Source organism: Halomonas sp. EF61, from assembly GCF_040147045.1.
GTDB lineage: Bacteria > Pseudomonadota > Gammaproteobacteria > Pseudomonadales > Halomonadaceae > Halomonas > Halomonas litopenaei.
The window spans coordinates 1,316,269-1,339,137 of sequence record NZ_JAMSHM010000002.1 but is presented as its reverse complement, the minus strand read 5'-3'; the positions used below and the strand labels follow the sequence as shown (position 1 = coordinate 1,339,137).

General features: G+C 67.0%; 22 protein-coding genes. 8 read left to right on the top strand and 14 right to left on the bottom strand.

Annotation, left to right across the window (positions count from 1 at the left end; genetic code table 11):
- Positions 1–13 precede the first annotated feature (13 nt).
- Both NFI08_RS14850 and NFI08_RS14845 read left to right on the top strand, forming a co-directional pair.
- A complete protein-coding gene (locus NFI08_RS14850) occupies positions 14–1,540 on the top strand; it encodes a hypothetical protein (protein ID WP_349590267.1) in 1,527 nt (508 codons plus the stop codon).
- Positions 1,541–1,642: 102 nt separating this feature from the next.
- Entirely contained in the window at positions 1,643–2,233 is a 591-nt protein-coding gene (locus tag NFI08_RS14845) for a carboxypeptidase-like regulatory domain-containing protein (protein WP_349590264.1), read from the top strand.
- Here the strand turns inward: NFI08_RS14845 and NFI08_RS14840 are convergent.
- The 3 genes from NFI08_RS14840 to NFI08_RS14830 all read right to left on the bottom strand — a co-directional run bounded on the left by NFI08_RS14840 (position 2,230) and on the right by NFI08_RS14830 (position 5,460).
- Positions 2,230–3,381, bottom strand: a complete 1,152-nt coding sequence (locus NFI08_RS14840; protein ID WP_349590261.1) for an alpha-hydroxy acid oxidase — start codon at positions 3,379–3,381, stop codon at positions 2,230–2,232. The two genes, NFI08_RS14845 and NFI08_RS14840, sit on opposite strands and share 4 nt — an antisense overlap.
- Positions 3,382–3,560: 179 nt before the next feature.
- Positions 3,561–4,793, bottom strand: coding sequence for a TraB/GumN family protein (locus tag NFI08_RS14835; RefSeq protein ID WP_045995236.1), 1,233 nt, complete (start codon positions 4,791–4,793; stop codon positions 3,561–3,563).
- Between the two features lie 97 nt (positions 4,794–4,890).
- Positions 4,891–5,460, bottom strand: a complete 570-nt coding sequence (locus NFI08_RS14830) for a lactoylglutathione lyase family protein (protein ID WP_348815302.1) — start codon at positions 5,458–5,460, stop codon at positions 4,891–4,893.
- A gap of 99 nt (positions 5,461–5,559) precedes the next feature.
- Here NFI08_RS14830 and NFI08_RS14825 point away from each other — a divergent pair, with 99 nt between their 5' ends.
- Positions 5,560–6,447 carry a LysR family transcriptional regulator gene (locus NFI08_RS14825; RefSeq protein ID WP_213228227.1) on the top strand — a complete coding sequence of 296 codons (888 nt, stop codon included), beginning with the start codon at positions 5,560–5,562 and terminating at the stop codon, positions 6,445–6,447.
- Positions 6,448–6,486: 39 nt separating this feature from the next.
- On the opposite strand, the gene NFI08_RS14820 is transcribed toward NFI08_RS14825, so the two are convergent.
- From NFI08_RS14820 to def, 6 genes are all read right to left on the bottom strand, one after another.
- Positions 6,487–7,935, bottom strand: a complete 1,449-nt coding sequence (locus tag NFI08_RS14820) for a TrkH family potassium uptake protein (protein WP_253555265.1) — start codon at positions 7,933–7,935, stop codon at positions 6,487–6,489.
- 132 nt (positions 7,936–8,067) lie between these two features.
- Positions 8,068–9,441 carry a Trk system potassium transporter TrkA gene (trkA, locus tag NFI08_RS14815; RefSeq protein WP_045995220.1) on the bottom strand — a complete coding sequence of 458 codons (1,374 nt, stop codon included), beginning with the start codon at positions 9,439–9,441 and terminating at the stop codon, positions 8,068–8,070.
- A gap of 178 nt (positions 9,442–9,619) precedes the next feature.
- Positions 9,620–9,826, bottom strand: a complete 207-nt coding sequence (locus NFI08_RS14810) for a dodecin (RefSeq protein WP_045995219.1) — start codon at positions 9,824–9,826, stop codon at positions 9,620–9,622.
- A gap of 59 nt (positions 9,827–9,885) precedes the next feature.
- Complete coding sequence (rsmB, locus tag NFI08_RS14805; RefSeq protein WP_045995222.1) at positions 9,886–11,190, bottom strand: 16S rRNA (cytosine(967)-C(5))-methyltransferase RsmB; 1,305 nt, start codon at positions 11,188–11,190, stop codon at positions 9,886–9,888.
- Between the two features lie 71 nt (positions 11,191–11,261).
- Positions 11,262–12,239 (bottom strand): methionyl-tRNA formyltransferase, encoded by a 978-nt coding sequence (gene fmt / locus NFI08_RS14800; protein ID WP_349590254.1) that lies wholly within the window; start codon positions 12,237–12,239, stop codon positions 11,262–11,264.
- A gap of 170 nt (positions 12,240–12,409) precedes the next feature.
- On the bottom strand, positions 12,410–12,922 hold the full coding sequence (gene def, locus NFI08_RS14795) for a peptide deformylase (RefSeq protein WP_349590251.1): 513 nt from the start codon (positions 12,920–12,922) through the stop codon (positions 12,410–12,412).
- Positions 12,923–13,140: 218 nt separating this feature from the next.
- On the opposite strand from def, the gene dprA reads away from it, so the two are divergent.
- The 4 genes from dprA (at position 13,141) to aroE (ending at position 17,043) form a co-directional block, all read left to right on the top strand.
- Positions 13,141–14,412, top strand: coding sequence for a DNA-processing protein DprA (gene dprA / locus NFI08_RS14790; protein ID WP_349590248.1), 1,272 nt, complete (start codon positions 13,141–13,143; stop codon positions 14,410–14,412).
- 177 nt (positions 14,413–14,589) lie between these two features.
- The gene (tsaC, locus tag NFI08_RS14785; protein WP_045992737.1) at positions 14,590–15,150 is read left to right on the top strand and encodes an L-threonylcarbamoyladenylate synthase type 1 TsaC; all 561 of its coding nucleotides are present in this window, start codon (positions 14,590–14,592) and stop codon (positions 15,148–15,150) included.
- 82 nt (positions 15,151–15,232) lie between these two features.
- Entirely contained in the window at positions 15,233–16,165 is a 933-nt protein-coding gene (hemF, locus tag NFI08_RS14780) for an oxygen-dependent coproporphyrinogen oxidase (RefSeq protein ID WP_349590244.1), read from the top strand.
- 56 nt (positions 16,166–16,221) lie between these two features.
- Entirely contained in the window at positions 16,222–17,043 is an 822-nt protein-coding gene (gene aroE / locus NFI08_RS14775; RefSeq protein WP_349590241.1) for a shikimate dehydrogenase, read from the top strand.
- Positions 17,044–17,201: 158 nt separating this feature from the next.
- On the opposite strand, the gene NFI08_RS14770 is transcribed toward aroE, so the two are convergent.
- Positions 17,202–17,474 carry a hypothetical protein gene (locus NFI08_RS14770; protein ID WP_045992739.1) on the bottom strand — a complete coding sequence of 91 codons (273 nt, stop codon included), beginning with the start codon at positions 17,472–17,474 and terminating at the stop codon, positions 17,202–17,204.
- A gap of 118 nt (positions 17,475–17,592) precedes the next feature.
- Positions 17,593–18,396 carry a M48 family metallopeptidase gene (locus NFI08_RS14765; RefSeq protein ID WP_349590237.1) on the bottom strand — a complete coding sequence of 268 codons (804 nt, stop codon included), beginning with the start codon at positions 18,394–18,396 and terminating at the stop codon, positions 17,593–17,595.
- Between the two features lie 180 nt (positions 18,397–18,576).
- Here NFI08_RS14765 and NFI08_RS14760 point away from each other — a divergent pair, with 180 nt between their 5' ends.
- Positions 18,577–19,452, top strand: a complete 876-nt coding sequence (locus tag NFI08_RS14760; protein ID WP_045992741.1) for an ATP-binding protein — start codon at positions 18,577–18,579, stop codon at positions 19,450–19,452.
- 166 nt (positions 19,453–19,618) lie between these two features.
- On the opposite strand, the gene der is transcribed toward NFI08_RS14760, so the two are convergent.
- The 3 genes from der to NFI08_RS14745 are packed head-to-tail and all read right to left on the bottom strand — an operon-like array spanning position 19,619 to position 22,841.
- Positions 19,619–21,022 carry a ribosome biogenesis GTPase Der gene (gene der, locus NFI08_RS14755; protein WP_045992742.1) on the bottom strand — a complete coding sequence of 468 codons (1,404 nt, stop codon included), beginning with the start codon at positions 21,020–21,022 and terminating at the stop codon, positions 19,619–19,621.
- A complete protein-coding gene (bamB, locus tag NFI08_RS14750) occupies positions 21,019–22,185 on the bottom strand; it encodes an outer membrane protein assembly factor BamB (protein ID WP_349590233.1) in 1,167 nt (388 codons plus the stop codon). Before bamB ends, der begins: the two co-directional genes overlap by 4 nt.
- Entirely contained in the window at positions 22,182–22,841 is a 660-nt protein-coding gene (locus NFI08_RS14745; protein WP_045992744.1) for a YfgM family protein, read from the bottom strand. Before NFI08_RS14745 ends, bamB begins: the two co-directional genes overlap by 4 nt.
- Positions 22,842–22,869 lie beyond the last annotated feature (28 nt).

Here is a 22,869-nt window from a genome sequence, read left to right as displayed (position 1 = left end):
CACGAGGAGCGTTATGGATTTTCGTAGGCGTTTTCACCCCTGCCGACCTCTCCCGGGAGATCGCTGTCCATCGCTGGCGGTGGATGGTGATGCCGCATTTTCCGTGGCGACGCTGGAGCGTCGCTTGGAAAAGGACCGTACCCGGGTCGTCCACAGTGCCAGCCTGCGTCGATTGCAGCTGCTGCCCCAGCAGGGCGCGGTGCTGGCTCACGCAAGCCAGAGGCGCCTGCTGTCGGCCTCGCTGGAGCGGCAGCAGATGGGGCGCCGGATCGTGCAGATGGTCTATCGCAAGCTGGGCAAGCGGGCGGGTGACTGTGGCCTCGATGGTCTGGAAGACGCCTTCATCTGTCTGGTCGAGGTGGGCAGCCTGCTGCGTGATATCGGTCGACCTCCCTTTGGTCAGGCCGGAGAACTTGCGCTTTGCGGTTGGTTCGACAGCCATATGTCGGCCCTGGGAGGCCGCCAGCTGCCGCTGGCCAAGGACGATATCCAGGGCGCGGCCCTGCTCAACGAGCTGTGTCGTTTCGACGCCCAGGCCCAGGCGCTCCGCACCATCGGCAAGCAGGAGGGGATCTCGCTGACCCATGTCCAGGGCGCGGTGCTGCTGGGTGAGCAGGCGGTGTGGCGCGAAGTGGGCGACGATGGCCGTGGCCGCCAGGGCTACTGCTATCGTGCCGAGAGCGACCAGGAGACGGCCATGCGTGGTGTCCTGGGGCTGGGCCAGGATCATCGCCATCCGGCCAGCTATGTAGTGGATGCCGCCGAGGTCATTGCACGGACCCTGTCTCGTCTGGAGGCGGTGGTGGAGCGGGGGTTGATCGACCCGACGTCCCTGGTGGCATCGCTCAAACAGGCCTACATAGAGGGGCTGGCCCGCCAGGGAGAGCCCTGGGCGAGTCTGGAGGAGCGGCGCTTCTCGCGCCACGGAGTAGTACGCCGCTGGAGCCTCGGTGGCATGCTGGACTGGGCGCTGCGCCGCTATGAGCGGGACAACGTCGAGGAACTGGGGCGCTTCTTTCACTACCTGCGACTGGCGCTGGGGCGCACCCTGGTCAATCACGCCGCCGATGCCTTCGTGGCCCACCTGGAGAACATCCGGGAGGGACAGCCTCAGTTGAGGCTGCTGAGCGCGGAGGTCGGCTGTCGCGCTCTGCTCGAGGCCTTCGACAGCCTGGCCACCCGGGTCGAATATCGGGATCCGGAGCTGGAACGGCTGGAGCTCGAGGGCTACCGCACCTTATGTGGACTGCTCGATGCCGCCCTGCCGGCGTTGCGCCTGCCGGAAGCGGCCTTCGTGCGACTGCTGGACGAGGGCCATGGCGCCTCGCCGCGGCTGACGCTGTGGGTGAAGCGGTTGCCGCCCGGCGTGCTCAGGGTGTACCGCCAGGCCATGGCGCAGCCCTGGGAAGGGGCGAGCCGCGAGGTCTGGGAGGCCTACCATCGTGGACGCCTCGTGCATGACTGGATCTGCAGCATGACCGAATCATCGGCGCTGGAAGAGTACAGTCGCCTGCGTGTAGCCGGTCGTTCGCTGGCCTGACGGTCTGGAACTGTTGCACCACTACCGGCCCGCCCAGCGTTGAAACGATGGGCCAGGGATGGCGTAGAGTTTCTGTCGACGATTCTGCACAGGCGAAGTCCCATGAGGCTGGCGACGGGTGGTCGGCGAAGCATCTCGTTGATGGCGGTGCTGGCACTGTTGCTGGTACTGATGTCGCTGGTTTCTGGCTGCGTGCCGGTGATCAGTGAGCGCTGGGCGCGCCAGCCATTGCTGGGGCAGGTCATCGACGCCCGTACCGGGGCCCCACTGGCGGGGGCCAGGGTCTCGGCCGAGGCCTTTGCCGAGGCCGCCGATGTGACCGACAGCAACGGGCGGTTCGGCATTCCGGGACATTCGTATATCGGTGGGCAGTTGTTGATGGCAGCAAGCGGGCTCCGTCCTCAGTGCTGGAAGATCGAGCGCGACGGCTACCGGACGCTGTGGATCGAGGTGATGGAGATGGTCCCGGATACGCTGCGCCAGCCGATCACGGTGAACCTGCCCATGTTGGCGTTCGATGCCGAGGCGCCCGCTGGACGCTCTGCCGAGACGATGGTCAAGGAAAAGAGCCCCGGGGATCAGGTCGGCAATCACGTCGCCAAAGAGGCGATTTCCCGCGCGATACAACGCGACAATTACCGGTGGCGCCTGGCGGAAGGCAACGACTGTGGCGCAGCGCCGCCGCCCGGCTAACGATCGATGAGATCGCCGTTCGCTGCCAGCGCGCGTGCATCCACTTCCCTGATACTCGAACAGCCGCACATGGCGAGGCCCTGATCCAGCTCCCGGCGCAGGATCGACAGGCAGCGCTCGACGCCGGCTTCGCCCGCGTCGGCCAGTCCGTACAGATAGGGACGGCCGATATGCACGGCGTCGGCGCCCAGGGCCAGCGCCCGAAGGATGTCCAGGCCGCTGCGAATCCCTCCATCCAGATGCACCTCGAGACGCTCGCCCACCGCCGCCGCCACCTCGGGAAGCGCCGCGATGGTGGCCCTGGCGGCGTCCAGTTGGCGCCCCCCGTGATTCGACACCACCACGGCGTCGGCCCCCTGCTCGGCGGCCTGGCGCGCCGAGTCTGCGTCCAGTACACCCTTGACGACCAGCGCGCCTGGCCAGCGGGCGCGGACCCAGCCCAGATCACTCCACCCCAGTGAGGGATCGAGCTGGTCGTCGAGCCAACTGGCGAGTGAGGCGATGCCGTCCGGGGCCGAGAGCGCTCCGTCCAGATTGCCCAGGGCGAAACGACGGCTGCGCAGGTGGCGCCACCACCAGCCGGGGTGACGGCCCAGCCCCCAGGCGAGCTTGAGGGCGGTGGCCGGATCGGGCCTGACGCCGTGGCCGAGTCCCCGGTGGTGATCGGCCAGCAGCGGCATATCGATGGTCAGCACCAGCACACGGCAGCCGAGACTCAGGGCGTCGTCCATCAGTCGCTCGCTGAGGGCGCGATCCTTGAACACGAACAGCTGAAACCAGGGTGGGCGCGGGCAGTCCCTGGCGATATGCGCAAGGGGGGCGTTGGACAGGGTGGCGGCGGTGTAGGGGACCCCGGCTCGCGCAGCGGCGCGTGCGGCCAGGCGTTCCCCGTCGGCCCAGGCCAGGCCGCCCAGGGCCACCGGCGAGAGCACCAGCGGCAGCGCGATATCTTCGCCCAGAATGCGAGTACCGAGGGTGCGCCGGCTGACGTCGGCCAGGCGCGGTGCCAGCGCCACTCGTGACATGGCCTGGAGGTTGGCGGCCAGCGCCTGCTCGGCGCCCGAGCCTCCTTCGATATAGTCGAAGACCAGCCGTGGGAGTCGCCGTCTCGCGCCTTGGCGAAGCGCCTCGATGGTGCTGCGGGTCATGGGGCCGACTCCGTTCAGCAGGCTGTTCCTTTGAGCATAGTCTAAGCGGGCTTCGGAGCCGGTTTCGATGGCGGGCTGGCGTGGACCCGGAGCGGGTTCGCGTTGATGGTAGGGGGCGGCAAAACGACACCGCCGCCCGAGGGGGCGGCGGCGCGAGGGTGCCGAACGAGGCGGCCGGGCTAGCCGAACAGACTGTCGGCGATACGAAAACCGGCGATCCAGGTGCCGGCGGCGGAGCCCAGGGTCGCCGTCAGAAACACCAGCAGGGTGCGCGAGACACGGTTCTTCCACCAGCCCTTCACCTGGGTAACGTCGTGACGCAGGGTGGAGAAGTCGCGCACCTTGGGCTTGCGCATGGCCAGTTCCACCCCGGCGGCGACGAAGCCCGCACCGATGGTCGGATTGAGCGAGGTCAACGGGGCGGCGAACACCGTGGCGATCACCGTGACCGGGTGGGCCAGGGCCAACAGGGTGGCGCCTCCTGACAGCACGCCGTTGATCACGAACCATTCCGCCACCAGCTGCCAGCCGAGCTCGGTGTTGCGCGAAAAGCCGATGGCGAAGCCGGTCAGTACCAGGGCAGTGATCAGCCAGGGCAGCATCTTCCACACCTTCGACGGCGGCCGGGTGGCCTCCAGCGCGGCGATTTCCTCGGCCGGGTCCTCGGCAGGCGGGCCTTCCAGATGCTCGGCCATGCCCTTGAGGTGGCCGGCGCCGATCACCACCAGCACCCGCTTGAACTTGCCAGGTGGGCACTGCTGGGCCAGGCGCATCACCATGTAGCGATCGCGCTCGCTGATCAAGGGGGTGAACAGCGACTGCGACTCGGCAGCGAATTCGCTGAAGGTGGATTCCAGCACGTCGCCCTGTTTTAGCCGCTCGACCTCCTCGGCGGAGACTTCCTGGCGCGACAGCACGCTGCCGAGCAGGCCCGACAGCAGGCTAAAGCGCTGCCACCAGGGCACGTTCTGGTAGATCCGCTTGAGCGTCAGGCCCACGTCCCGGTCGATCAGCAGCAGCGGAAGCTCGTGGCGCTGACTGGCCTCCAGGGCGGCGCGCATCTCGGCACCGGGCTCGATGCCGGACTGCTCGGCGATGCGCTGCTGGAAGGCGCCGAGGGCCAGGTTGGCGGCGACCATGCCGGCCTTGCCCTGACGAAAGATCTGGAACAGGTCCTGGTCACCCAGGGCGTCGGGATTGGCCAGGTTGCTGTGGCGGGCGTCGCACAGCTCGATGGCGACGGCGTCGAAGTCGCCGGAATCGATCAGGTCGCGCACCTCGTCGGCGCTCTCGGCGCTGACGTGGGCGGTGCCCAGCAGGGTAAAGGTGGTGTCGCCGACGCGGAGGTCACGTCGGGGGCCGCCTCGGGTCTCGGGCCGCTCGGCCAGCGCAATGTCGTCGATCTCGCTCATGGGGCTCGGGGCCTTGAGAATGTGAAGGATCGATTATCCATGAACGAGGAGGGCAGGCCAAACCCTGGCCTGCCCTCGAGCTGACATTGTCCGGCGTTCAGTCCTGATAGGCGCCAGCGGAATAGGTCAGTTCGTAGCTGTGGGAGTAGATCTCGAGGATGTTGCCGAACGGATCTTCCATGTAGATCATCCGGTAGGGCTTCTCGCCGGGATAGTACTCGCGCACCTTGGGCATGCGCTTCTTGCCGCCGGCGGCGACGATGCGCTCGGCCAGGCCCTCGACGTCGGGATCCTGGACGCAGAAGTGGAACACGCCGGTCTTCCAGTACTCGAAGTTGTTCTCCGGGTCCTCGTGGTTGGCGAACTCGAACAGCTCCACGCCTACCCGGTCACCGGTGGACAGGTGGGCGATACGGAAACTGCCCCAGCCAGGGCCGAAGACGTCGGTGCACATCTCGCCGATGGCGGAGTCGTCTTCCTCGATGGTGGTCGGCGCCATGATCTGGTACCAGCCCAGCACCTGGGTGTAGAACGCCACCGCGGCCTCCACGTCCGGCACCGAGATGCCGATATGGGAGAAGCTGCGGGGATAACTGTTTGGAGAGTTGCTTGAAGAGTTGGCGGGAGCGTCGTGGTTGGCGTTTGCCAAGTCGTCTTGCTGGCTCATGGAGTGTCACCTCTGGATGCAGGAATGATGAGCACAGTCTGGGCCGGGATCGCTATAATGAAAATCGACGCTACGTTATGGTGATGATAATAGATGCTTATGGCAAATCCGCTCTGGCTACGCTCGTTTCAGGCGTTGGTGGAGCAGGGCAACTTTACCCGCGCCGCCGAGCGCCTCGATTTGACCCAGGCGGCGGTCAGCCAGCATATCCAGCGCCTGGAGGCCGAGCTGGGACTGTTGTTCATTCGCCGGCCTCGGCGGCTCGAGCTGACCCCGGCCGGCCACGCCCTGCTGGACTATCTGAACGAACGTGAACGGGTCGATCAGCGCCTCACCCAGCGCCTGGCCGGTGATCTGGACGATCATGGCGAGATCAGCCTGATGACGCCAGGGAGCATCGGGCTTGCGATCTACCCGCGTCTGCTGGCGTTGCAGAAGCGCGCGCCGGGGCTGGCGATTCGCCATCGCTTCGGTCCGACGCGAGAGATCGTCGAGGCCGTCATCGACGGCAAGGTGGAGATGGGGCTGGTGGGCGAGCGTCCCGACGACGCCAGTCTGACGGTCAGCGAGTTTGCCACCGAGGCGCTGGAACTGGTGGTACCGGCCAACACCCGTGTCGAGACATTCGATGAGCTGATGGCGCTGGGCTTTATCGACCATCCGGACGGCAAGGCCCTGGCGACCCGTCTGCTCAGTCGGCGCTTTCCGGGCTCGCCGGGCTACGCTCGCTGGCCGCGCAGCGGCTTCACCAATCAGATTGGCCTGATCCTGGCGCCGGTGGCCCAGGGGCTGGGCTTCAGCGTGTTGCCACGCTTTGCCCGGGAGGCCTTCGAGGACCAGCACGCCATCCGTGTGGTCGAGGGCGCTCCCGAGGTCAGCGATACCCTCTACCTGATCCAGCGCGCCGAGTGGCCACTGTCGGCCCGGGCACAGCGGGCGCTTTCGGTGATGCGAGAGGCGGTGGCGGGTGCCGACACCGCCCTCTAGCGAAGGGCTACGGCAAAGGAAAGGGCGCCAGGATCGGTCCTATTTGCGCCAGAAGGCCGGGGTAAACAACACCAGAACGGTAAAGATCTCCAGGCGCCCCATCAGCATCGCCATCACCAGGATCCACTTGGCCATGGTCGGCATGTCACCGTAGTGCAGACTGGCCTCGCCCAGCGCCGGCCCCAGATTGTTGAGCGCCGAACCCACCGTGGACCAGGCGGTGACCTGGTCGACCCCGGTGGCCATCACCCCCACCAGCATCAGGAAGAACAGCAGCACATAGGCCGAGAAGAAGCCCCACACCGCCTGGGCGATGCCATCGGGTACGCTGACCTTGCCGATCTTGACCGCGATCACCGCGTTGGGGTGGATCAGACGCATGATCTCGCGCATGCCCTGCTTGATGATCAGGATGATGCGGATGACCTTCATGCCGCCGCCGGTGGAGCCGGAGCTGGCGCCGACGAAGGCGGCGATGAACAGCAAAAGCGGCAGCGCGCCGGGCCAGGCGGAGAAGTCGGCCACCGAAAAGCCGGCGGTGGTGGCCACCGAGACCACCTCGAAGACGCCGTGGCGAAGTCCCACGGTGGTCTCTTCGGTACCGGTCAGCCACAGCACCACCACGGTGATGCTGGCCAGCCCCGTCAGGTACAGCAACAGAAAGCGCGCCTCGGAGTCTTCCCAGTAGTGGCCGATGCGGCGTTCGCGCCAGGCCAGGAAGTGCAGGCTGAAACTGAGTGCGGAGATCAGCATGAAGACGATGCAGATGGCCTCGATCACCGCGCTGTCGAAGTAGCCGATACTGGCGTCGTGGGTCGAGAAGCCGCCGATGGCCACGGTGGAGAAACTGTGGCCCAGGGCGTCGAACCAGTCCATCCCGGCGGCCATGTAGGCCAGCATGCACACCACCGTCAGGGTGGCGTAGATGTACCACAGCGCCTTGGCGGTCTCGGTGATCCGCGGCGTCAGCTTGGAATCCTTGAGCGGCCCGGGGATCTCGGTGCGGTACAGCGCCATGCCGCCGACCCCCAGGGTCGGCAGGATCGCCACCGCCAGCACCACGATGCCCATGCCACCGAGCCACTGCAGCTGCTGACGGTAGTAGAGGATCGCCTCGGGCAGGAAGTCGATGCCGGTGATTACCGTGGCGCCGGTGGTGGTCAGCCCCGAAAACGACTCGAACACCGCGTCGGTGAACGACAGTGCGGTGCTGCCGGTGAGCATCAGCGGCAGCGAACCGAACAGCCCCAGCACCGTCCAGAACATGGCGGCGATCAAAAAGCCGTCGCGGGTGCGCAATTCCCGCCGGGCACGACGATTGGGCAGGAACATCAGCGCGCCGGTCAGCACGGTGATGGCGATGGCGATCAGAAAGGCGTCCCAGGTGCCGTCGCCGAACAACAGCGAGATGGCGATGGGCGGCACCATGGTCAGGCTGAACATCATCAGCAGCAGCCCGAGAATGCGCAGGATCATCCTCAGGCTCATGGCGTCCTGCCTCCTGGCTGACAGCAACAGGCGGGGGACATGTCGGGACGGGTCGTCGTCTCAAGCCCGGTCGGCATCGGACTCATGCGGCGGCTCTCCTTGGTATGGCGGCAGGGGCGAGGGGCGCGCCCATCAGAAAAAGGTCAATCCGACCTGGAACAGGCGTTCGACGTCACGGATCTTGCGCTTGTCGACGACGAACAGGATGACGTGGTCACCGCTCTCCACCACCACGTCGTCGTGGGCGATCAGCACTTCCTTGCCGCGCACCACCGCGCCAATGGTGGAGCCACCGGGCAGGTCGATGTCGCCGATGGCACGACCGACCACCCGGGAGGACTGGCTGTCGCCGTGGGCGATGGCCTCGATGGCCTCGGCGGCGCCGCGGCGCAGCGAGTGGACGTTGACGATGTCACCGCGGCGCACATGGGTCAGCAGGCTGCCGATGGTGGCCTGCTGGGGCGAGATGGCGATGTCGATCTCGCCGCCCTGGACCAGATCCACGTAGGCGGCGTTGTTGATCAGGGTGAGCACCTTCTTGGCACCCATGCGCTTGGCCAGCATCGACGACATGATGTTGACCTCGTCGTCGTTGGTCAGCGCGCAGAAGATGTCGCAGTCCTCGATGTTCTCCTCTTCCAGCAGGCGTTTGCTGGTCGCGCTGCCGTGCAGTACCACGGTGCGGTCGAGGCGTTCGGAGAGCTGGGTGCAGCGCTCGAGGCTGTGCTCGATCATCTTGACCTGGTGGCTGTGCTCGAGGTGTTCGGCCAGGCGCTCGCCGATGTTGCCGCCGCCGGCGATCACCACCCGGCGGAAGTCGCGATCCAGTCGCCTCAGCTCGCTCATCACCGCGCGGATATCGCGCCGGGCGGCGATGAAGAAGACCTCGTCGTCGGCCTCGATCACGGTGTCGCCACGCGGAATGATCGGACGGTTGCGCCGGTAGATGGCGGCCACCCGGGTGTCGACGCTGGGCATGTGACGGCGCAGGAAGCCGAGCTCCTGGCCGACCAGCGGACCGCCGTAGAAGGCCTTGACCGCCACCAGCTGGACCAGTCCACCGGCAAATTCCAGCACCTGCAGGGCGCCGGGGTGCTCGATCAACCGGCGAATATGGTCGGTGACCACCTGCTCGGGGCTGATCAGCACGTCGATGGGCACCGCCTCGTGGGCGAACAGTCCCTTGCGCGCCAGGTAGGCGGTGGCGCGCACTCGGGCAATCTTGGTCGGGGTACGAAACAGGGTATGGGCGACCTGACAGGCGATCATGTTGACCTCGTCGGAGTTGGTCACCGCGATCAGCATGTCGGCGTCTTCGCAGCCGGCCTGGCGTAGCACCATGGGGTAGGAGGCCGCCCCGGAGACGGTGCGGATGTCGAGCCGAGTATGCAACTCGCGCAGGCGCTCACCGTCGGTGTCCACCACCGTGATGTCGTTCTCCTCGCGGGCCAGGTGCTCCGCCAGGGTGCCGCCAACCTGGCCGGCGCCGAGAATGATGATCTTCATCGTCGTCGTGTCCGAAGAGGGGTTCAGAGCCTATGGTGCGTCGCAGCATTGAGCCAGCATACCCGAGCTCTGAACAGTACAACAGGGCGGGAGAGTCCCGCCCTGTGCTGAAAGGAAACACCGCAGGACTCGTGCAATGCAAGTCCCGTGGGTCTCCGGGTCGAATCAGCCTCGGAGGTCAGTCGAGGGTGAAGCCGACCTTGACCGTGACCTGCCAGTGGGCCACCCGGCCATTCTCGATATGGCCGCGGGTATCGGTCACCTCGAACCAGCGAAGGTCATGCACGGTTTCCGAGGCCTTGGTGATGGCCCGCTGCACCGCATCTTCGATGCTGGTTTCCGAGGAACCGGTCAACTCGATCTGCTTGTAGACGTGTTGGCTCATACAGACTCCCTGTTGGAGAAGCATAGGTCACGGGCGGCCAGGCCGACGTCCTGGTCGGACTAGCGGCCCGCCTTCACCAGTCTGGCATAGAAGAAGCCGTCATGGCTGTCGACCTTCGGTAACAGTTGGCGTCCGGCCCCGGAAACCTGGCCCCAGGCGATGCCGTCGGGCATCTGCTCGCTGGCGTCCGGGGTGCGCGCGAGAAAGTCGCGGATCTGGTCGCGATTCTCTTCCGGCAGCACCGAGCAGGTGGCGTAGAGCAAGGTGCCGCCGGGCTTGAGCAGCGGCCACAGATTGTCGAGCAACGCGCGCTGCAGCTGGGCAAGCTGGGCAATGTCGCTGGGCCGACGCAGGCGCTTGATGTCGGGATGACGGCGGATGACGCCACTGCCGGAGCAGGGGGCGTCGAGCAGGATGGCGTCGAACGGGGTGCCGTCCCACCAGTCACGCTCGGTGGCGTCGCCCTGGGCCAGGGTCGCCGACAGGCCCAGACGAGTCAGGGTGTCTTCCACCCGTGCCAGGCGCGCGGCATCGGAGTCGATGGCGTGCAGGTCGACGTCGAACAGCTCGAGCAGGTGAGCGGTCTTGCCACCGGGGGCGCAGCAGGCGTCGAGCACCCGTGCACCTGGCCGCGGTGCCACCACCGGGCCAAGCAGTACCGCGGCCAGTTGGGCGGCCTCGTCCTGGACGCTGACGTGGCCCTGGGCGAAGCCGGGCAGGGCCTCCACGTCGCGGGCGGTTTCCAGCACCAGCCCGTCCGGGGCGTGGGCGCATAGCCTTGCGGAGATGCCGGCACCGTCGAGGATATCCAGGTACTGCTCGCGGTCGTTGTGGCGACGATTGACCCTCAGGGTCATCGGTCCGGGCTGGTTGTTGGCCTCGCAGATCGCTTGCCAGTCATCGGGCCAGGCCTGACGCAGCGACTTGAGCCACCAGCGTGGGTGCAACAGCGCCACCGCCGGGTCACGGTCGACTTCGGCTTCCAGCGTCGACGACTCGCGCTGCAGCCGGCGCAGACAGCCGTTGAGTACCCGGGTGGCCCAGGCCTTGCCGAGCAGTCGCGCGGCACCGGCGGTCTCGCCTACCGCCGCGTGGGCCGGGATGCGCAGGTACAGGAGTTGATAGGCGCCCAGCAGCAGCAGCGCCTGGATGTCGGCATCGCGACTCTTGAACGGTTTCTCGAGCAGCTGGGCGGCCAGTGCCTCGAGCCGTGGCAGGGTGCGGCAGACGCCGAAGCACATGGCCTTGAACAGGGCTCGGTCGCGGGCCACCACCTGATGGTCGTCCAGGGTGGCCAGTGAGCCCTTGCCGGTGATCACCGGCACCAGCGCCTTGGCCGCGGCGGCGCGGACACAGTCACCCATGTCGCGTCGGGCGTTGGCGTGACGACGGCCATGATGGGGTGGCTTGCGATCGCGTGGGGGTTGAGAATCGCTCATGCGGAGGTCTCCGGGAAAGGACGTCCCAGCAGCGCGCCCTGGGGAAAGCGTTCGGCCCTGGCGCGCAACAGCTCGGATACCGCGAGCGCCTTGCCGCCGGGCAGCTGGGCCCGGGTGATGCGAAGGCGCTCGCGGCCCTCGGCGCCACAGGCCACCAGCAGCTCGGTGTCGGCGCGGGTGATGGTGCCGGGCGACTCTGGTGCGCCGTCATCGGCCGGCTCGGCCAGGTGGATACGCAGGCGCTCATCGCCCAGCGCGCACCAGGTCACCGGCCAGGGATTGAAGGCGCGCACCCGGGCGGCCAGGGTCGCGGCGGGCTGGGCGAAGTCCAGCTCGGCCTCGGCCTTGCTGAGCTTGGAGGCGTAGGTGACGCCCTGTTCGGGCTGCGGCGTGGCGGCAAGCTCACCGTCGGCGAGTCGGTCGAGGGCCTCGACCATGGCCTTGCCACCGATCTCGGCCAGGCGATCGTGCAACTCGCCGCCGGTGGTGGTGGGCAGGATCTCGGTGCGCCGGATGATCAGCATGTCGCCGGTATCGAGTCCCTCGTCCATCTGCATGATGGTGACGCCGCTTTCGTCATCGCCGGCCTCGATCGCCCGCTGAATCGGCGCTGCACCGCGCCAGCGTGGCAGCAGCGAGGCGTGGACGTTGAGGCAGCCCAGGCGCGGTGCCTCGAGTACCGGCAGCGGCAGGATCAGGCCGTAGGCCACCACCACCATGACGTCGGCGTCCAGCGCCGCCAAGGCGCGCTGTTCGGCTTCGTCCCTGAGCCGCTCGGGCTGGTACACCGGCAGGCCGTGCTCCAGCGCCAGCGACTTGACCGGGCTTGGCGTCAGCTTGCGGCCGCGTCCGGCGGGGCGATCGGGTTGGGTATAGACGGCAATCACCTGGTGGTGACTGGCCAGCAGCGCCGAGAGACTCTCGGCGGCGAAGTCGGGCGTGCCAGCGAAGATCACGCGCAGCGATCGGGTCATGTTCAGGGCCTTGGCCGAAGAATGCGGGGACAATAGTAACGGAGACGGGCGAAACGACGAAGACCGACAACGTGATTCACGTTGTCGGTCTTCGTCGTAGGCGGTTGCGGGGCCGAGGCAATGGCTATTTCTGGGCCGAGATGGCGGCGGCCTGAGGGCTGCGCAGCGGCTCAGGCGCCCTGCATCTGGCGATGGCGCTTTTGCATCTTCTTCATCACCCGGTCACGCTTGAGCGGTGACAGGTAGTCGACGAACAGCACGCCCTCTAGGTGGTCGAGCTCATGCTGGATGCAGTGGGCCAGCAGTCCGTCGGCTTCGAGCTCGTAGGGCTCGCCGTCGCGTCCCTGAGCCTTCAGCTTTACCCGCAGCGCGCGCGGCACCTCGGCGTAGTACTCGGGGATCGACAGGCAGCCTTCCTGCATCGGTTCCCGTTCGTCCCCCAGCGGGGTGACCTCGGGGTTGATCAGCACCAGCGGGGTGGACTGATCTTCGCTGACGTCGATCACGATGACTCGGTGATGCACGTCCACCTGGGTGGCGGCGAGGCCGATACCCGGTGCGGCGTACATGGTCTCCAGCATGTCATCGACCAGCTGGCGGACCTCGTCATCGACGTTTTCGACGGGCACTGCCTTGTTGCGCAGCCGCTCGTCGGGAAACTCGAGAATGGGGAGTCTGGCCATGCTGTGGTACCACCGTTATTCGTTCGGTTCGTGTTGCCCATTCTAGGACGACGCCGGGGGTGACCATAGTCGTTGGCGCCAATGAGCGTGATAGGTCGCTACTATAACATGCCAGAATCGCCGTCGCGCACCGCCTGGAGCCGAGACGGCGAAGACCGCCAAGGCGTATCGCGCCTGCCTGCCTATACTGCCGGCACTCGGCCAGGGAGGGCTCTGTCATGGAACTTGGCTTCGCACGCTGGATGGCGTTGAACGCACTGCCTCAGGTGGGCCCACGACGGTTGGCTCGCCTGCGCCAGTTAAACCCTGACTGGCCCGGTGGCTGGCTGGCCCGGCTGCCACCCGGGGCCGCGGCGGAACTGCGCTTGTGGCTGGATCATCCCAGGCGCAGCCCGCTGACGGCGTTGATCGAGCAGGCCGAGGCGTGGCTGGCCGGCGACGGCAGCAAAGAGCGCAGCGCTGCCAATGGAGGCCGCCTCCATGAGCGGGCCGAGGCACGCCATCTGCTGCATCCCGATCATCCGCGCTGGCCGGCCCTGCTCGACCAGATCCCGGACCCGCCGGTGCTGCTGTGGGCGCTTGGCGATCTCGATGCCCTGGTACCGCCGAGGCTTGCTCTGGTGGGGTCGCGGCGGCCCACCCGCGAAGGCTTGGTCAATGCGCGCAGTTTTGCGGTGGCGCTGGCGGAGGCCGGCTGGTGTCTGGTCAGCGGCATGGCGCTCGGCATCGACGGTGCCGCCCAGGCGGCGGCGCTGGATCTTGGGGGGCGCAGTATCGCGGTGCTGGCCGGCGGCGTCGATGTGGTCTATCCCGGCCAGCACGGCGCCCTGTATCGGCGCCTGCGCGACGACGGTGGCCTGCTGCTGGCGGAGTCTCCCCCTGGCGTGCGGCCTCGCTCGGGGGATTTTCCTCGACGCAACCGCATCGTCACCGGGCTGTCCTGCGGTGTGCTGGTGGTGGAGGCCGCCGAACACAGTGGCTCGCTGGTCAGTGCCCGCCTGGCCGGTGAGCAGGGCCGCGAGGTATTGGCGCTACCTGGCTCCATCCACTCGCCCCAGGCCAGGGGCTGCCTGCGGCTGATCCGCGAGGGCGCTGCCCTGGTCAGACACCCCGACGACCTGTTCGAGGAACTGGCGTGCTGGGGGCCGCGACGCGCGATCCCACAGAACATTGCGGCTGGTGCCGCCGATGATCCTGTAGATAGCCATATAGATCGCCATGTAGATGGTCCTGTAGATAGCTCTGTCGATAATCCTGTCGATAGTCCTCTAGACAGCGCCTCCGAGCGCACCGGGGCAAGGCCCGCGCCTTCCCCCGGTCGCAAGCTGCTCGATCTGCTGAGCGCCACCCCGTTGGCGGTGGACGATCTGGTGGGGCTGGCGGGATGCGATGTGGCCGCCTGCCAGCGTGAACTGACGCTGCTCGAGATCGCAGGACAGGCCGGGCTGGTGGCCGGCGGGTGGGTGCGTCTGGATGGTGGCGGGAGCTAGCGGATCGATGACGAGGCCCGGCCGAACAGGGTGCCAATGGCCGTGGGGAAACGGGCGGATCGCCTACATTGGCGGCGACAGCGGCGTGCGACGCAAGTCACGACGCCGTGCTAGCATGGCGCAACGATACTCCCTACCCTGATCTTTCGATTCGGTACCGATTCAGATAACGACCCCATGAGTGATTCCGATTCCTCCCTCGTGCCCGTCGTCGACGCCCTGCGTCGTGGCGGTGTCATTGCCTATCCTACCGAGGCCGTCTGGGGCCTGGGCTGCGATCCCGACAACGAAGAGGCGCTGACCCGGCTGTTACGCCTGAAGCGCCGTGACCCGGCCAAGGGGGTGATCCTGATCGCCGCCACCATCGAGCAGTTTGCTCCCTGGCTCGAAGGATTGCCGGCCGACCTTCATGCGCCTCTTGTCGCCAGCTGGCCGGGCCCCAACACCTGGCTGGTGCCGGACAATGGCCGCACCCCGTCGCTGGTGCGAGGCTGCCACGACAAGGTGGCGCTGAGGGTCAGTGATCATCCCGGTGTACAGGCGCTGTGTCGTGCCTTCGGCGGTCCGCTGGTGTCCACCTCGGCCAACCGGGCAGGCGAAGCGCCGGCCATGAGCGAAGCGGACATTCGGCGAATCTTCGGCAACGAGCTGGACGCGGTCGTGCCGGGAGCGCTGGGCGGCAATCCTCGCCCCAGCACCATCCGTGACCTGCTAAGCCGCGAGACCCTGCGCCACTGACATGGCTCTCGGCACGGCCCTGGGCGCACCTTTTTACGCATCGCTTTTACTCATCGCTTTTTAGTCAACAACAGGAGCAGACGTGTCCGAGCCCAATCTCGAAGAGGTCAAACGCTACCTGCTGGAATTGCAGGATCGCCTGTGCGAGGCCCTGGCCGAGGCCGACGGCGAAGGGCGCTTCCATGAAGACGACTGGGTACGTGAGGAAGGCGGTGGCGGCCGTTCCCGGGTCATCGAGGAAGGCGCGCTGTTCGAAAAGGGCGGGGTCAATTTCTCCCACGTTCACGGCGCGACCCTGCCTCCGGCGGCCACCGCAGCACGCCCGGAACTCGCCGGGCGCGGCTTTCAGGCGGTGGGGGTGTCCTGGGTGCTGCATCCGCGTAATCCCCACGTACCCACCAGCCACGGCAATGTGCGCTTCTTTATCGCCAGTGCCGAGGGCGAGGCACCGGTATGGTGGTTTGGCGGTGGCTTTGACCTGACGCCCTACTACCCCCAGTTTGAAGACGCCTGTCACTGGCACCGGGTGGCCCATGACCTGTGCCAGCCGTTCGGTGACGACGTCTACGACCGCTACAAGCGCTGGTGCGACGACTACTTTTTCCTCAAGCACCGAGGCGAGACCCGTGGTGTCGGTGGGCTGTTCTTCGATGACCTCAACGAGGGGGGGTTCGACCGCTGCTTCGCGTTTCAGCGCGCGGTAGGGGATGGCTTCCTGAACGCCTATCTGCCCATCGTGGAACGACGTCGCGATACCTCCTGGGGCGAGCGCGAACGTGAATTCCAGCTGTATCGGCGAGGTCGCTACGTAGAATTCAACCTGGTCTGGGACCGTGGCACCCTGTTTGGCCTGCAGAGCGGCGGTCGCACCGAGTCCATCCTGATGTCGATGCCGCCGCTGGCCCGCTGGCAGTACGACTACCGGCCGCAACCCGGCTCTCCCGAGGCGGCGCTGGATGCCTATCTGGTGCCCCGGGACTGGCTTGGTGAAGAGGCCTCGAGCCAAGCGCGATGACCGTCAGCGGTCACAATGCGGCATACGACAACGTCAAGAGCGAGGTTAACCGTCCGATGAACGATCGCTACTGTGTGTTCGGCAATCCGGTGGGGCATTCGAAATCGCCGGCGATCCACAACACCTTTGCCGAGCAGACCGGTGAATCGCTGGAATACACCGCCATCGAGGCGCCACTGGAGGACTTCGTCGGTGCCTGGCGCGCCTTCGTTGCCGAGGGCGGGCGAGGCGCCAGCGTCACGGTGCCATTCAAGGAAGACGCCTATCGACTGTGCGACAGCCTGAGCGAGCAGGCGCAGCGGGCCGGGGCGGTCAATACCCTGACGCTCAAGGCCGATGGCAGCGTCGAGGGCCACAATACCGATGGTACTGGTCTGGTCGCCGACCTGGAGCGTCAGGGAGTGAGGCTCGAAGGTGCGCGTATTCTGGTATTGGGTGCCGGAGGCGCGGTGCGCGGCGCGCTGGAGACGCTGCTGTCGCGACGTCCCGCCTCGCTGCGGCTGGCCAACCGTACCGCCGCCAAGGCCGAGGCGCTGGCGCGGGATTTCGCCGACCTGGGCCCCATCCAGGGCGGTGGCTATGACGCCGCTGACGAGCGCTATGACCTGGTCATCAACGGCACCAGCGCAAGCCTTGCCGGTGACCTGCCGCCGCTGCCTGAGGATCTCTTCAACGAGGGGGCTGTCGCCTACGACATGATGTACGGCGCCGAGCCGACGGTGTTTCTGGCCTGGTCGGCCGAGCGAGGGGCGAGCACCAGCGATGGTCTCGGCATGCTGGTGGAACAGGCGGCGGCGGCCTTTGAACGCTGGCGTGGCGTCACGCCGGATACCGGCCCGCTGCACCGCAGGCTGCGAGCAGAGCTCGACGCCGGCTGAAGCCGCTTTCGCGGACACATCGGCAGCAACGACAACGGCGCCCCTGGCTCATCGCCATGGGGCGCCGTTGTCGTTGGGCGTCGATGTCGTTGGGCGTCGATGTCGTCGGTCAGGAGCCGTCAGCCCCTGGTCGTCAGCCAGCAGCCACGCGCCGCGATTCAGCCGCGTCGACGGTAGAGTCCCAGCATGCACAGCCCCAGCCCGACCACCGACACCAGCAGGCCGCCGTTGACCAGCCAGGGGCTGCGAACGATCCAGGGGACGAAGGGCGACGGCGTGTCGCCACAGTGGCCGGCCAGGTAGTTCCAGTGGCCCTGGTCGACCAGTTCGCACTGGCGGATATCGCCGAGTTCCACAAAGAACAGGGTCAACAACACCACAATGGGCACGACGAGCAGGATCAGGCCGAGCCTGGTGGAGGTGAGTTTCATGGCACCAACGAAGCGTGGAAGTGACGGGAGCCGAGGCCTCCAGGAATAGAGGCCGCGGCGATAGATGCCCCCTTGTCAGTAGCCTGGGGACAGGCTGCAGGGCAGGGGCTGTTCTGGTTCAGGGCGCCTTGCAGCTGGGCGTCAGGCCACGGGCCTGGGCTTGCTCGTAGCGTGCCATGGCGTCGTTCATGCCCGCCTCGAGCCCGGCGATACGGTTGCCGTGTGCCGGGTGGGTGGACATCCACTCCGGCGGCTGGCCGCCGCCGGCGGCGCTCATGTTCTGCCACAGCTGGACGCTGGCGCGGGGATCGAAGCCGGCGTCGGCCATCAGCTGCAGGCCGATGGTGTCGGCCTCGCTCTCGTGACTGCGCGAGAACGGCAGCAGGATGCCGTACTGGGCGCCCATGCCCATGGCCGCCATCAGCTGGTCGCTGCCGGTGACACCCTGGGAGCCGAGGGCGGTACCGACCACCGACATGCCAAGCTGGGTCGCGCTTTCGGTGGAGGCGCGCTCGTTGGCGTGATGGGCCAGCACGTGGCCGATCTCGTGGCCGATGACGGTGGCCAGCTGGTCCTGGTTGGTGGCGACGTCGAGCAGGCCGGTGTTGACCCCCACGTAGCCGCCCGGCAGGGCAAAGGCGTTGGCGTCCTCGGACTCGAACACCTTGACCTGCCAGTTCTGGTTGCGCTGGTCTTGCGGCAGCGCCTGGACCACGTTGCGGGTCACGCACTGCACGTACTCGAGCTGGCGCCCGCTCACGGTGGGCAGCTCCTGCTGGTACTGGTCGAAGGCCTGGGCGCCCATCTGGCTGAGCTGCTGTTCGTCCAGCAACAGCATCTGGGAGCGACCAGTGGGTGAGGTGGAACAGGCAGCAACGGTAACCATCAGGGCGCAGGCGCCCACGGCCTTCATCCAGCGCATGGGGGGTCTCCTTGTCATGATCCGCCGGGGTCGAGCCCGAGCGTGTAGAATCGGTGGCAACTGGCCTCAAGATACCCGGACTGCTGGAAGGGTCAACCGCAAAGGTAGTGCACGGCCGGTCGCTAACCAGCGACAGACCCTGACCGGCGGCCATCATTTGTTACAAGGACACCTGCCCCGATGGACACTCAACTCGCCCAGCGTCTGCTGGCCCTTCTCGATCGCGTCGAACCCTGGCTGCCCGAGCCCCGCCCTGCGGTGGACTGGCGTCGTGACGTCGCTGCGCTGTGGCAGCGCCACGCCCTCGGCGGGCAACTGGTGCCGGTGCCGCCTCGGGATGCCCTGAGCCTGGACGACCTGGTCGGGGTGGAGCGCCAGAAGCGCGAGCTGCTGGCCAATACGCGGGCCTTTCTGCGTGGCCTGCCGGCGAATCACGCGCTGCTGTGGGGCTCTCGTGGCAGCGGCAAGTCGTCGATGGTGCGCGCGCTGCTCAATACCCTGGCCGATGAAGGCCTGCGGCTGATCCAGGTGGACCGCCACGACCTGGCCGGACTGCCGCTGCTGGTGGAGCAGTTGCGTCACGAACCGGCGCGCTTCGTGGTGTACTGCGATGATCTGTCCTTCGAAGGCTCCGACGACGCCTACAAGGCGCTCAAGAGTGTCCTCGACGGCACCCTGACCGGCCCCCCGGAAAACGTGTTGATCTACGCCACCTCCAACCGGCGCCACCTGATGCCGGAGCATATGAGCGACAACCAGCAGAGCCACCTGACGCCGGACGGCGAGGAGCTGCACCACGGCGACGCGGTGGAGGAGAAGATCTCGCTGTCCGACCGCTTCGGATTGTGGCTGGCGTTTCATCCGTTCAACCGGGAGACCTATCTCGATACCTGTCGCCACTGGGTCGAGCGCCTGGGCCAGCCGCAGGACTGGGATGACGAAGCGCCGGTGGCGGCCACCCGCTTTGCCACCATGAGAGGTGGACGCAGCGGCCGCTGTGCCTACCAGTTTGCGCTGGACTGGGTAGGGGCTCGTCGCCTGGCAGAGCAAGCCTGAGGCGCTGCCGCAGGCTTGCAGGCCAGGCTCAGCAGCGAGCGAGGCATGGTCTCGACATCCGGCAGCATGCGTGCACGAAAACGCCCGGTTCCTCTGGCGAGGGACCGGGCGTTTCGTTGTCGTTCAACACCAGGGGCGAAAGAGCGGCGAGTGACGCCGGTGACGCTTAGCGGCGGCTCTTGCGCGCCTCCTTGGTGCGCCCCAGTTCGCGCTTCTTGGCCTTTTCCTTGTCGGAGGCTTCGGCCAGTCGGTCGTAGGGGTTCTTGCCGGAGCGGAACTCGAAGCGCATCGGCGTGCCTCGGACCTTGAGCACCTTGCGGAAGGTGTTGGTCAGGTAGCGCTTGTAGGCTTCGGGCAGCTTGTCGGTCTGGTTGCCGTGGACCACGATGATCGGCGGGTTGCTGCCGCCCTGGTGGGCCATGCGCAGCTTGATCCGGCGGCCGTGGACCATCGGCGGCTGGTGCTGCTCGACGGCGTCCTGCAGCAGCGTGGTCAGACGGTTGGTCGACCAGTGGCTGTTGGCGGAGGCGAAGGCGCGCTCCAGCGACGGGTACAGGTCGCCCACGGCGGTGCCGTGCAAGGCCGAGATGAAGTGCAGCTCGGCGTAGTCGGCGAAGCCCAGACGGCGCTTGATCTCGGCGCGCATCTTGTCCTTGGCCTCGCTTTCCAGGCCGTCCCACTTGTTGACCGCCAGTACCAGCGCGCGGCCCGAGGTCAGCACATAGTCGAGCAGGTGCAGATCCTGCTCCACCAGGCCGGTGCGGGCATCGAGCACCATGATCGCGACGTGGCACTCCTTGATCGCGTCCAGGGTCTTGATGATCGAGAACTTCTCGGCCACCTCGGTGACGTTCTTGCGCCGCCGGACGCCGGCGGTATCGACCAGTACGTAGGGCTTGCCACGACGCTCGAAGGGGATCTCGATGGCGTCGCGGGTGGTGCCGGCTTCATCGAATACCACCACCCGGTCCTCGCCCAGCAGGCGGTTGACCAGGGTCGACTTGCCCACGTTGGGACGACCGATGACACCGATGCGGATACCCTTGCTGCCGGTGTCCGCGGGGATGTCCATGTCGCGCTCGGGGAACGGCGAGAGCACCTCGTCGATCAGCGCGGTGACATTGCGGCCGTGGGCCGCTGCGATGGGCCGGGGATCGCCGAGACCGAGCTGCCAGAAGTCGGCCATGGCCGAGTGTTCCTCGAGGCCGTCGGTCTTGTTGACCACCAGCCAGGTCTTCTTCTGGTTGACCCGCAGGTGGTTGGCGATGGCCTCGTCGGCGACATTGAGGCCGGCACGCGCGTCCACCAGGAACAGCACGATGTCGGCTTCGTCGATGGCCTGCAGCGACTGTTCGGCCATGGCCGCGTCGATGCCTTCCTCGTCACCGCTGATGCCGCCGGTGTCGATGACGGTGTAGGCCTTGTTGCCGAGCATACCGTTGCCGTACTTGCGATCCCGGGTGAGGCCGGGGAAATCGGCCACCAAGGCGTCGCGAGAGCGGGTCAGGCGGTTGAACAGGGTCGACTTGCCCACATTGGGCCTGCCGACCAGTGCGATCACGGGGGTCATGGGCGGATGTCCAGAGCCTCCAGGCTTCCGTCATTGGCCAGGGCGTACACGCGCTTGCCGTCGGTGAGAGGGCGCACGCTGATGCCTGAGCCGTCAATATGGGTGCGGCCGACCAGGCGTCCGCTGCTGGCGTCGATAAAGTGCACATAGCCTTCGGCGTCGCCGAGCACGATGCGGCCGTCGGCGAAGGCCGGGGCGGTCACCGAGCGACCGTAGAGGTCCTCCAGGCGCCACAGCTCGTTGCCGCTGTTGGCGTCGAAGGCGATCAGGCGGCTGGCCTCGTCGACCACGTAAAGCGTCTCGCCCACCAGCACCGGGGTGTGGTAGCTGGACAACGGCGTCGACCACAGGGTCTCGCCGCTCTGGGCGTTGAGCGCCACCAGGCGACCATTGAAGCTGGTCACGAACAGGCGGCCGTCCGGAGTCAGCACCGGCTGGCCGGCCAGGTCGACCAGACGGTCGATGTCATTCATGCCGGTGGCCACGGCGATGGTGCGCTCGGAGATCTGCTGGCCCGAGCGGTTGTCGATGATCGACAGACGGCCGTTGGCAAAGCCGGCGAAGGTCACCTGATCGATGGCGGTGGGGGTGCCGGTGCTGCGCAGGGTCAGCGACGGCATATTGGCGCTGAACACCCACTGGCGATCACCGGACAGGCGATCCAAGGCGGTCACGGTGCCGTCCACCGCCTGCACGATCAACAGCTGGGTGGTCGGCTGGGGCGCGGCCAGCACTTCGCTGGGCACACGGGTACGCCACTTGACCCGGCCATTGCGCTGGTCGAGGGCGACCACCTCGCCGTTGCGGGTGGCGAGGAACAGATCGCCGTCCACTGCGGTGATACCGCTGGAGATCGGTGAATCCAGTTCGGCTTCCCATTGGGTGTCGCCGTTGGCGGTGTTGAACGCCTCGACCATGCCTTCCTCGTCGGCGGCGAACAGGGTGGAACCGGCCAGGGCAGGTTCGATGGGGTAGGTGGCCTCACCCAGGCCTGCGCCCACGCCTTCGCTCCAGCGGGTTTCGACCCGGGTGGACTCGGCGAAGTCCTTGAGCTCCTTGGGCGGATACTGGGGCTCGGACTTGCTGGCGCAGCCGGTCAGCAGGGCGGTCAGGGTGACGGCGGTCGCCAGGGCGATCCGGGTTCGGTTAAACGGGGTCTTCATAGGGTGGCCTCCTGATCACCGAGGTCGTCGAGCTTGAGCGAGATACCGTAGAGCGGCTGACCGCTTTCTTCGGCCAGTGACTGGGCGCTCTGCCAGGCCTCGGCGGCCTGGTCGTGCTGGCCGGTGGCGTGGTAGATGTCGCCGCGCACGTTGTCGCGCTGGGCGGCCAGGGCCTCGGGGATGTCACCGTCGAGGGTGGCAAGGGCGGTCTCGTGGTTGCCCTCGGCGCTCTGCAGGCGCGCCAGGCGCAGGCGGGCGAGGCCGGTCAGGTAACCATCGTCGCTGCCCTCGATGAGGGTCTCCAGCGACTCGCGGGCGCCCTCGACATCGCCTGCGTCGACCTCCAGGCGGGCCTCGAGCAGCAGCGCAAGCTCGCTGTACAGGGTGCCGTCGTGGTCTTCCTGCAGGGTGTCGACCAGCCCCTGGGCCTGGGCCAGGGCCCCGTCGTCGAGGCTGTCGCGGCTGGCCAGGTCAAGAAGCTGCTGGTAGCTGCTGGAGGCGGCCACGGCCTGCCCCTGCTGGTAGTCCTGCCAGGCGTTCCAGCCGAACACGCCAGCGGCGGCCAGTACCGCACCGGCGAGCAGCGAGGTGCCGTTTTCCTTCCACCAGCGCTTGATCGCCTCAAGCTGTTCTTCTTCGGTTCTCAGCTCCGCCACGGGCGGTCTCCTTCTAATGGTCGTGCCG